This window comes from Enterobacter asburiae (assembly GCF_007035645.1).
Lineage (GTDB): Bacteria > Pseudomonadota > Gammaproteobacteria > Enterobacterales > Enterobacteriaceae > Enterobacter > Enterobacter asburiae_B.
Map to the genome: position 1 here is coordinate 820461 of NZ_AP019632.1, position 11770 is coordinate 832230.

The 11770-nt window shown below is 57.2% G+C and carries 4 protein-coding genes; all 4 read left to right on the top strand.

What is annotated here, in order from left to right; genetic code table 11:
• The first annotated feature begins 5 nt into the window (after window positions 1-5).
• On the top strand, window positions 6-3380 hold the full coding sequence (recC, locus tag FOY96_RS03915) for an exodeoxyribonuclease V subunit gamma (RefSeq protein ID WP_143346529.1): 3375 nt from the start codon (window positions 6-8) through the stop codon (window positions 3378-3380).
• A gap of 140 nt (window positions 3381-3520) precedes the next feature.
• Complete coding sequence (ptrA, locus tag FOY96_RS03920; RefSeq protein ID WP_143346530.1) at window positions 3521-6388, top strand: pitrilysin; 2868 nt, start codon at window positions 3521-3523, stop codon at window positions 6386-6388.
• Window positions 6385-9927, top strand: a complete 3543-nt coding sequence (gene recB, locus FOY96_RS03925) for an exodeoxyribonuclease V subunit beta (RefSeq protein WP_143346531.1) — start codon at window positions 6385-6387, stop codon at window positions 9925-9927. Before ptrA ends, recB begins: the two co-directional genes overlap by 4 nt.
• Window positions 9924-11744 carry an exodeoxyribonuclease V subunit alpha gene (recD, locus tag FOY96_RS03930; protein ID WP_143346532.1) on the top strand — a complete coding sequence of 607 codons (1821 nt, stop codon included), beginning with the start codon at window positions 9924-9926 and terminating at the stop codon, window positions 11742-11744. Before recB ends, recD begins: the two co-directional genes overlap by 4 nt.
• The last annotated feature ends 26 nt before the right edge of the window (window positions 11745-11770 follow it).

Consider the following 11770-nt stretch of genomic DNA (forward strand, 5'->3'; position numbering starts at 1 on the left):
CGTCTATGTTAAGGGTCTACCACTCAAATCGTCTGGATGTGCTGGAAGCGCTGATGGAATTTATCGTTGAGCGCGAGCGGCTTGACGATCCTTTTGAGCCTGAAATGGTGCTGGTGCAGAGCACCGGTATGGCACAGTGGCTGCAAATGTCGCTTTCCCGTAAATTTGGCATAGCCGCAAATATTGATTTCCCGCTGCCCGCGAGCTTTATCTGGGAGATGTTTGTGCGCGTGTTGCCGGACATTCCGGAGCAGAGCGCCTTCAACAAGCAAGGCATGAGCTGGAAGCTCATGGCGCTGCTGCCGGAAATGCTGCAGCACGATGAATTCGCCATGCTGCGCCACTACCTCAATGATGATACCGATAAGCGCAAGCTGTTCCAGCTGGCGTCGCGCACCGCCGATCTCTACGACCAATACCTTGTTTACCGTTCTGACTGGTTAATTCGTTGGGAAGCGGGCGAGTTGGTTGAAGGGCTACCGGAGGCGCAAATATGGCAGGCACCGCTGTGGAAAGCGCTGGTAGAGCATACGGAGAAACTTGGGCAGCCTAAGTGGCACCGTGCCAACCTGTACGATCGGTTTATCTCCATACTCGATAATGCGTCGGAGCGCCCGGCCCGACTGCCGTCACGCGTTTTTATCTGCGGGATATCCGCATTACCGCCTGTTTATCTGAAGGCGTTGAACGCGCTGGGTAAACATATTGATATTCATATTTTGTTCACCAACCCTTGCCGACAGTATTGGGGGGATATCCTCGACGAACGTTGGCTTGCGCGGCTGGTGACTCGCCAACGAAAGCGCCTTTTTGAAGAACGTTCCGTCCCGCTGTTTAAAGACGGCTCGACTGCCGGGCAGCTTTTTGATGAAGACGGTATCCAGAACCTGCCCAATCCACTGCTTGCCTCGTGGGGGAAGCTGGGGCGTGACTATATTCACATGCTTTCAGACATCACCTCATCAGGCGAAGGCGATGTGGATGCCTTTGTCGATATTACCCCGGATAGCCTGCTGCATCATATTCAGCTGGATATCCTCGATCTGGAAAACCGTGCCGTGATGGGCGTGACGGCGAAAGAATTCGAACGCAGCGAGAGCAAGCGTAAGCTGGATGCTGACGATCGCAGCATCACGATCCATGTTTGCCATAGCCCTCAGCGTGAGGTCGAAGTGCTTCACGACCAGTTGCTGGCGATGCTGCAGGACGATCCCGAACTCACCCCGCGCGATATCGTGGTGATGGTGGCGGATATCGACAGCTACAGTCCCTTCATTCAGGCCGTTTTTGGCAGTGCGACGGGCGAGCGATATCTGCCTTACGCTATCTCTGACCGTCGTGCCCGTCAGTCGCATCCGGCACTGCAGGCCTTTATCACTCTGCTTTCACTGCCGGATAGCCGCTTTATCTCCGAAGATGTCCTGGCGTTACTGGATGTTCCCGTGCTGGCTGCACGCTTCAACATCAATGAAGAGGGGCTGCGCTACCTTCGCCAGTGGGTGAATGAATCTGGCGTACGCTGGGGGATCGATGACGATAACGTTCAGGAGTTCGAACTTCCTCCAACCGGGCAGCACACGTGGCGTTTTGGCCTGACGCGTATGCTGCTGGGCTACGCCATGGAGAGCAGCCAGGGCGAGTGGAATGAGGTGCTGCCTTACGATGAGTCCAGCGGGTTAATTGCTGAACTGGTGGGGCATTTAGCATCACTCCTGATGCAGCTTAACCGCTGGCGACACGAGCTGATGCAGCCGCGTCCGCTTGAAGCGTGGCTCCCGGTTTGCAGGGCATTGCTTAATGATTTCTTCCTGCCAGACAGTGACACCGAAGCGGCAATGGCACTGATTGAAACGCAGTGGCAGGCGATCGTCGATGAAGGCGTGAATTCCCATTATCAGGATGCAATCCCACTGTCGCTGTTGAGGGATGAGCTAACGCAGCGGCTTGACCAGGAGCGAATCAGCCAGCGTTTCCTGGCAGGCCCCATCAATATCTGCACCCTGATGCCAATGCGTTCTATCCCGTTTAAAGTGGTCTGTCTGCTTGGCATGAACGACGGCGTTTATCCGCGCGCGCTGGCGCCGCTGGGGTTCGATTTGATGAGCGCAGATCCCAAGCGGGGTGACCGTAGCCGCCGCGATGATGACCGCTACCTCTTCCTTGAGGCGCTCATTTCCGCCCAGAGTAAGCTCTATATCAGCTATATCGGCCGTTCCATTCAGGACAACAGCGAGCGTTTTCCCTCCGTACTGGTGCAGGAGCTGGTGGACTATATAGGCCAGAGTCACTATCTGCCGGGGGATGAAGATCGCAACTGCGATGAAAGCGAGAAGAGGGTGAAAGCCCATATCACCTGTTTCCACAGCCGCATGCCGTTTGACCCGGTGAACTACACGCCCAGCGAGCGCCAGAGCTATGCCCAGGAGTGGCTACCGGCGGCGAAAAAGGAGGGGAGTGCACATACCGATTTCATTCAGGAGCTTGACCCGCGCCCTGTCGATACCCTGACCTTCGAACAGCTTCAGCGGTTTTGGGCACATCCGGTGCGCGCCTTCTTCCAGCAGCGATTGCAGGTCAACTTCCGTTCTGAAGAGAGTGAAATTCCTGATGCAGAGCCCTTTACGCTGGAAGGGCTGGAGCGCTACCAGTTAAACCTGCAGCTGTTGAATGCGCTGGTTGAAGAGGAAGATGCGGACAAACTTTACCGCCGCTACCGTGCTGCAGGACAGCTGCCCTATGGGGCATTCGGGGAAATTGTCTGGGAGGCGCAGTGTCAGGAGATGACCGCCCTGGCAGAGCGCGTAAGAGCGTGCCGACAGCCAGGGAAAAGTATTGAAATCGATCTCAACTGCAATGGCGTACAGCTTACGGGCTGGTTAACCCAGGTTCAGCCGGACGGGCTGCTGCGCTGGCGGCCTTCTATGCTGAGCGTTTCACAGGGTTTGCAACTCTGGCTGGAACATCTTGTCTACAGTGCGGATGGTCATAAAGGTGAAAGTCGGATTTTCGTGCGCAAAGAGGGCGAATGGCGCTTCCCGCCGATGGAGTCTGAGCAGGCGTTACGGTATCTGTCTTTGTACATTGAGGGCTACCGTCAGGGAATGAACAAACCGCTCCTGCTGTTGCCGGAAAGTGGCGGGGCCTGGATAAAAGCCTGTTATGACGCACAGAATGATGCGATGTTAACGGATGAGGCGTCACTGCAGAAAGCGCGCAGTAAATTTATGCAGGCCTACGAAGGAAACATGATGGTGCGGGGCGAAGGTGAAGATGTCTGGTATCAGCGCTTATGGCGAACGCTTGAGCCAGAGTACTTTGAGGCCATCACGGAAGAGGCGCAGCGCTACCTGCTGCCGTTGTTTAAATTTAATCAGTCCTGAGCGCTGTATAAAAATTGCGCAGTGTGGGGTGTTCAATTATGATGCACTTCTTATCACGGACTGATGTACCCAATAAAGAGATGTTGGCGTGTCCAGCACGCAATGTATTAATGATGTAGCCGTGATAAAGAGGTAGCACCTTGTTTAAAGCGTTTGTTTTGTTTTTCGCCCTCTGGGTACCTGTCACTCAGGCAGACTCCGGTTGGCAACCCGTTCAGGAAACTATTCGTAAAAGCGAAAAAGATACCCGTCAATATCAGGCTATTCGTCTTGATAACGGCATGACTGTGCTGCTGGTTTCCGATCCGCAGGCGGTGAAGTCCCTCTCGGCATTAGTGGTGCCGGTTGGATCGCTGGAAGATCCTGACGCGCATCCTGGGCTTGCACATTATCTGGAACATATGACGCTGATGGGGTCAAAAAAATACCCGCAGCCGGATAGCCTGTCCGAATTTTTGAAAATGCATGGCGGCAGCCACAATGCCAGTACGGCACCGTACCGCACGGCCTTTTATCTTGAAGTCGAAAATGATGCGCTGGAAGGCGCGGTCGATCGCCTTGCTGATTCCATCGCCGCCCCCCTGCTGGATAAAAAATATGCCGACCGTGAACGCAATGCCGTCAATGCTGAGTTGACCCTTGCCCGCACGCGAGACGGTATGCGCATGGCCCAGGTCAGCGCCGAAACCATCAACCCTGCGCACCCGGGTTCGCGCTTCTCCGGCGGTAACCTTGAGACGTTAAGCGACAAACCGAACAGCCCGGTGCTTGATGCCCTGCACGCGTTTCGCGATAAATACTACTCCGCCAACCTGATGAAAGCGGTCATCTACAGCAATAAACCGTTGCCAGAACTGGCAGGCATGGCGGCTAAAACGTTTGGCCGGGTGCCGAATAAAAATATCGACCTGCCGCAGATAGATGTACCGGTGGTCACGGACGCGCAAAAGGGCATTGTGATCCACTACGTGCCTGCGCTGCCGCGCAAAGTGCTGCGCGTGGAATTCCGCATCGATAACAACACCGCACAGTTTCGCAGTAAAACCGATGAACTGGTGACCTACCTGATAGGTAACCGTAGTCCGGGTACGCTTTCTGACTGGCTGCAAAAACAGGGGCTGGTGGAAGGTATTCGCGCCGACTCCGATCCGGTTGTGAACGGCAATAGCGGCGTGCTGGCGATCTCCGCCACCCTGACCGACAAAGGCCTGGCAAACCGTGACGAAGTGGTGGCGGCGATCTTCAGCTACCTTACATTACTGCGTGAGAAAGGCGTCGATAAGCGCTACTTTGATGAGCTCGCGCACGTGCTGGATCTCGATTTCCGTTACCCGTCCATTACCCGCGATATGGATTACGTTGAGTGGCTGGCGGATACCATGATCCGCGTGCCGGTAGAGCACACCCTCGATGCGGTCAATATTGCCGACCGCTATGATGCCGATGCGGTAAAAGCCCGCCTGGCGATGATGACGCCGGAGAATGCCCGCATCTGGTACATCAGCCCGAACGAACCGCATAACAAGACGGCGTATTTTGTCGATGCTCCTTATCAGGTGGACAAAATCAGCGCGCAGACCTTTGCCGACTGGCAGAAGAAGGCCGGGGAGATTGTGTTGAAGCTGCCGGAGCTGAACCCCTATATTCCGGATGACTTCTCGCTGACCAAAACGACTCAAGATTACCCGCACCCGGCGCTCATCGTTGATGAGCCGACGCTGCGCGTGGTGTATACCCCTAGCCGCTATTTCGCAAGCGAGCCAAAGGCCGATGTCAGCGTGGTGCTGCGTAACCCGAAAGCGATGAACAGCGCTAAAAATCAGGTGATGTTCGCGCTCAATGACTATCTCGCCGGGATTGCGCTCGATCAGCTCAGCAACCAGGCGGCCGTGGGCGGGATCAGCTTCTCCACCAACGCCAACAACGGTTTGATGCTCAATGCAAACGGCTATACCCAGCGTTTGCCTCAGCTGTTCCAGGCACTGCTGGAGGGCTATTTCAGCTATACGCCGACGGAAGAGCAGCTTGAACAGGCTAAATCGTGGTATGCGCAGATGATGGATTCTGCGGAGAAGGGCAAAGCTTACGATATGGCGCTTATGCCGGCGCAAATGCTGTCGCAAGTTCCTTATTTCCAGCGAGAGGACCGCCGCGCGCTGTTGCCTTCGATCACCTTAAAAGACGTGCTGGCTTACCGTGACGCGCTGAAAACCAACACGCGTCCGGAGTTCCTGATCGTCGGCAACATGAGTGAGGATCAGGCCAAAACCCTGGCAGAGAATGTACGCACTCAGCTCGGTTCGAAAGGCGACGAGTGGTGCCGCAACCAGGACGTGCTGGTTGAGAAAAAACAGAATGTGATTTTTGAAAAGGCGGGTAACAGCACGGATTCCGCGCTGGCCGCGGTATTTGTGCCAACGGGCTACGATGAATTCGCCAGCTCGGCGCAGAGTGCCGTTCTGGGGCAAATTATTCAGCCGTGGTTCTACAACCAGTTACGCACAGAGGAGCAGCTTGGCTACGCGGTGTTTGCCTTCTCCATGAACGTAGGCCGACAGTGGGGGCTGGGTTTCCTGCTGCAAAGCAGCGATAAACAGCCGGCGTATCTCTGGAAGCGTTACCAGGCCTTCTTCCCGCAGGTGGAAGCGAAACTGCGCGCCATGAAGCCGGAAGAGTTTGCGCAGATCCAGCAGGCCGTCATCGCACAGGTGATGCAGCCGCCGCAGACGCTGGGTGAAGAAGCTTCGCAGCTGAGCAAAGATTTCGATCGCGGTAATCTGAAATTTGATTCGCGTGATAAAGTAGTGGCCGAGATAAAACAGCTGACGCCGCAGAAGGTTGCAGACTTCTTCCATCAGGCGGTCATTAAGCCGCAGGGAATCACTATCCTGTCTCAGGTTTCCGGTAGCCAGAACGGGAAAACGGAATACGTGAACCCGAAAGGCTGGAAAGTCTGGAAGAGCGTCAGCGCGCTGCAGCAATCTATGCCCTGGAGTAAGAAAGAATGACCGATACCGCTGAGTCCCTTGATCCCTTACGTTTACCTCTGCAGGGTGAACGATTGATTGAAGCCTCAGCGGGAACGGGAAAAACCTTCACCATTGCCGCTCTGTACCTGCGTCTGCTGCTGGGGCTTGGCGGCAACGCCGCTTTTCCACGTCCTTTGAGCGTGGAGGAACTGCTGGTGGTGACCTTCACCGAGGCTGCCACCGCTGAGCTGCGGGGCCGTATTCGCAGCAATATCCACGAGCTGCGCATCGCCTGTCTGCGTCAGAGCACGGATAACCCTCTCTACGCGAGCCTTCTGGAAGAAATTGCCGATAAGCAACAGGCAGCCCAGTGGCTATTGCTCGCTGAACGGCAGATGGATGAAGCGTCCGTCTTCACCATTCACGGTTTTTGCCAGCGTATGCTGAGCCTGAATGCGTTTGAATCCGGGATGCTGTTTGAACAGCAGCTCATTGAAGATGAATCCGTGCTTCGCTATCAGGCCTGCGCGGATTTCTGGCGTCGCCACTGCTACCCGTTACAGCGCGATATCGCCGAAGCGGTACATGCGCTGTGGAAGGGCCCGGAGGCGCTGCTGCGCGCTATCGATCGTTATCTGCAGGGGGAAGCACCGGTCATCAAATCCCCGCCGCCTGCAGATGAAACCCTGGCCTCACGCCATGAAAAAATCATCGCGAGAATTGCCGATATCAAGCAAAAATGGATTGAGTCCGTTGGCGAGATTGACGCAATCATCGAAAATTCCGGGATTGATCGACGCAAGTTTAACCGCGGCAATCAGGGGAAATGGATCGACAAGATCAGCGCCTGGGCGCAGGAAGAGACGCGAGGCTACCAGCTCCCGGATGCGCTGGAGAAATTCTCCCAACGTTTCCTGGCTGAGCGGACCAAAGCCGACGGCATTGTGCCTGAGCATCCTCTGTTTGTGGCGATTGAAACCCTGCTGGCTGAGCCCTTAACGCTCAACGATCTGATGATTACCCGCGCCATGACGGAAATTCGCGACGCCGTCGCGCGTGAGAAACGCCGCCGGGGTGAACTGGGGTTTGACGATATGCTGAGCCGCCTCGATGCTGCGCTGTGCAGTGAAAATGGCGAAGCGCTTGCCGCCGCGATCCGCACCCGGTTCCCGGTGGCGATGATTGACGAATTTCAGGATACCGACCCTCAGCAATACCGCATTTTCCGCCGTATCTGGCGCCAGCAGCCCGGTACCGCGCTGTTGTTAATCGGCGATCCGAAACAGGCCATCTACGCCTTCCGCGGTGCGGATATTTTCACCTACATGAAAGCCCGCAGCGAGGTTGACGCGCACTATACGCTCGACACCAACTGGCGCTCCTCTCCCGGCATGGTGGAAAGCGTCAACGCGCTCTTCAGCCGCATGGATACGGCATTTATGTTCCGGGAGATCCCGTTTCAGCCGGTAAAATTTGCCGAGAAAAATGCCTCGTTGCGCTTCGAGTTCAACGGCGAGACGCAGCCTGCCATGAACTTCTGGCTGCTGGATGGGGAAGGCTACGGCGTTGCCGACTATCAAAATGCGATGGCCCAGCACTGTGCCGCGCAAATCCGCGACTGGCTCAGTGCGGGCGCGCACGGTAAAGCGCTGTTGTGGAAGGGGGATAAACCAACCCCGGTAAAGGCATCCGATATCACGGTGCTGGTTCGGAGCCGTCAGGAAGCCGCACTCATCCGCGATGCCCTGACGTTACTGAATATCCCCTCCGTCTATCTCTCAAACCGCGACAGCGTCTTTGAAACGCTGGAAGCGCAGGAGATGCTATGGCTGCTGCAGGCCGTGCTGGCTCCGGAGCGGGAAAGCACGCTGCGTAGCGCATTAGCGAGCGCGATGCTCGGGCTGAACGCGCGGGATATTGATTCGCTGAACAATGACGAAGCCGCGTGGGATGCCGTGGTAGAAGAGTTTGTTCGCTACCGCGAAAAATGGCAGAAGCGTGGAGTCATGGCGATGGTACGTGAGCTCATGGCGCAGCGCCACATTGCGGAGAATATGCTGGCGACAGCAGGCGGCGAGCGCCGTTTGACCGATATTTTACATATCAGCGAACTGCTGCAGGAAGCCGGTACGCAGCTGGAGAGCGAACACGCCCTGGTACGCTGGCTGGCGCAGCAGATTGCCGATCCGAACAGTAATTCGTCCAGCCAGCAGATGCGACTAGAGAGTGATAAACATCTGGTGCAGATCGTCACCATTCACAAGTCGAAAGGCCTGGAATATCCGCTGGTCTGGCTGCCGTTTATCGCCAATTATCGCGTGCAGGATCAGGCCTTTTACCACGATCGCGAGTCTTTTGAGGCGGTGCTCGATCTCAGCAACGCGGAGTCCAGCGTTGAGCTGGCCGAAGCCGAGCGTCTGGCGGAAGACCTGCGCCTGCTTTACGTGGCGCTGACCCGTTCGGTCTGGCACTGCAGCCTGGGCGTTGCGCCTCTGTTCCGTCGCCGTGGCGAAAAGAGCGGGGAGAGTGATTTTCATCTGAGCGCGCTGGGGCGGCTTATTCAGCACGGCGAACCCAAAGACGCGGCGGGCCTGCGCCAGTGCATCGAATCGCTTTGCACGGAGCATGTTGCCCTGCATATTCCGTCGCAGCCCGACAACAGCCGCTGGCAGATGCCGGAGCTGCGTGAGTCAGAGCTCCATGCCCGCCAGGTTGTGCGTACCATTGCCGACGACTGGCGCGTCACCAGCTACTCCGGTTTGCAGCAGCACGGGCAGAGTATTGCGCAGGATCTGATGCCAAAACTGGACGTGGATGCCGCAGGAGCCGGTAGCGTACCCGCTGAGCCGTTGCTCACGCCGCACCAGTTCCCGCGCGGCGCCTCGCCGGGCACGTTTTTGCACAGCCTGTTTGAAGAGCTGGATTTTACCCAGCCGGTTTCCGAAGAGTGGGTGCTGAAAATGTTACAGAGTGGCGGCTACGACGCGCAGTGGCAGCCGGTTCTCACCGACTGGATCCGCGCGGTACTGCACGCGCCGCTCACGACGCAGGGGATCTCGCTGAACCAGTTGACTGCCAAAGATAAGCAGGTGGAGATGGAGTTTTATCTCCCCATCGCCAGCCCGCTCAGGGCCGAGGCGCTTGATGCGCTGATCCGCGAGTACGATCCGTTATCCGCCGGGTGCCCGCCGCTGAACTTCCGCCAGGTGCAGGGGATGCTCAAAGGCTTTATCGACCTGGTTTTCCGCCACGAAGGGCGCTACTACCTGCTGGATTACAAATCGAACTGGCTGGGTGAAAGCAGCGAAGCCTACACCCAGGACGCGATGGCATCGGCAATGCAAATGCATCGCTACGATCTGCAGTACCAGCTTTACACCCTTGCGCTGCACCGTTACCTGCGCCATCGCATGGCCGATTACCGCTACGAAGATCATTTTGGCGGCGTCATTTACCTGTTCCTGCGCGGAGTGGATGCTAACGACCCGCGTTCCGGCGTCTTTTGCACGCGTCCGGCTGCGGAACTGATTGAAAAAATGGATAACCTGTTTGCTGCAAGCATGGAGGAGGTAGCATGACGATGCAGGCGCTACTGCTGGACGCGGTTGAACAACGGTTACTGCGTCACCTGGATGTGCAGTTCGCCATGATGGTGGCAGGCGAGGAGCCTGCCGTCATGCTGGCCGCGGCCATTCTGAGTAAAGACGCGGGGGAAGGCCACGTATGTCTGCCGCTGTCGCGTCTGGCTGTGGATGAGAAAATGCCTCCGGCTTTACAGGCGTGTTTCGCGCAGCTGGGTGACGAAGTGGACTGGCAGGAGATATTACTCGGCTCGCCTGCCGTAAGCGGAGCCGATACCGGGACGCCGATGATCCTTGTCGGCGAGCGTTTGTATCTTAACCGGCTGTGGCGTAACGAACTGACGGTAGCGCGCTTCTTCAGCGAGACCAACGCCCCGCTTCCCTGCGATGAAGCGCAGCTCCGGCAAACGCTGGATACGCTGTTTACCTCTGACGACGAGACAAACTGGCAGAAAGTGGCGGCAGCCGTGGCCTTAACCCGACGAATCTCGGTGATTTCTGGCGGCCCGGGCACCGGGAAAACGACCACTGTGGCAAAACTGCTTGCCGCGCTGATTCAGCTATCGGGTGAGAAAAAGTGCCGTATTCGCCTGGCCGCCCCCACCGGTAAAGCGGCGGCACGTCTGACGGAGTCGTTAGGCGGCGCGCTGCAAAAACTGCCGCTAACCGGGGATCAGCTTGCGCTTTTCCCCAATGAAGCGAGCACGCTGCACCGTTTGCTTGGCGCACAGCCGGGTAGCCAGCGTCTGCGCTATCATGCCGGTAACCCACTGCACCTTGACGTGCTGGTCGTGGATGAAGCGTCGATGATTGACCTGACGATGATGTCGCGTTTGATCGATGCGCTACCGCCGCACGCGCGCGTCATTTTCCTCGGCGATCGCGATCAGCTTGCCTCCGTAGAGGCGGGAGCCGTATTGGGGGATATCTGCACCTATGCCAGCCTGGGATATACCGCGGAACGCGCGCAGGAGCTGGCCCGTCTCACCGGATGTTCGCTCACGTCTGAAAACCATTCGCTTGCAGGGGCGCTGCGCGACAGCCTGTGTCTGCTGCAAAAAAGCTACCGTTTCGGCAGCGACTCTGGCATCGGCCAGCTTGCGGCGGCGGTGAACCGGGGCGACCGGCGCACCACCACAGCGGTATTTGACGGTACCTTTACGGATATTGAGAAAAAATCGCTGCAAAGTGGGGAAGAGTATCAGGCGATGCTGGACGACGCCCTGCAGGGGTATCAGCACTTTCTGACGGGCGTACAACAGCAAAGTACGCCGGAGCAGGTCATTGCCGCGTTTGGCGAATACCAGCTGCTCTGTGCGCTGAGGGAAGGCCCCTTTGGCGTCCGGGGTCTGAACGACAGGCTGGAACAGCTGCTGGCGCAAAAACGCAAAATTAACCGTACCCCGCACTCGCGCTGGTATGAAGGGCGACCGGTGATGATCTCCCGCAACGACAGCGCGCTGGGGTTGTTTAACGGGGATATCGGGATTGCGCTCGACTGCGGTCAGGGCCTGCGCGTCTGGTTCCAGATGCCGGACGGGAGCGTGAAGTCCTTCCAGCCCAGCCGTTTGCCCGAGCATGAAACCGCCTGGGCGATGACGGTGCATAAATCCCAGGGCTCCGAGTTTAACCATGCGGCGCTGATCCTGCCCACGCAGCTTTCACCCGTCGTTACCCGCGAGCTGATCTATACCGCCATTACGCGCGCGCGTCAGCGTCTGTCGCTGTATGCCGATGAACGGGTGCTGGTGCAGGCGATCGCCACCCGAACGGAACGCCGAAGCGGACTGGGCGCGATATTTGAGTCACTCTGAACAACGCCAGACATGCAGGCCGGGTA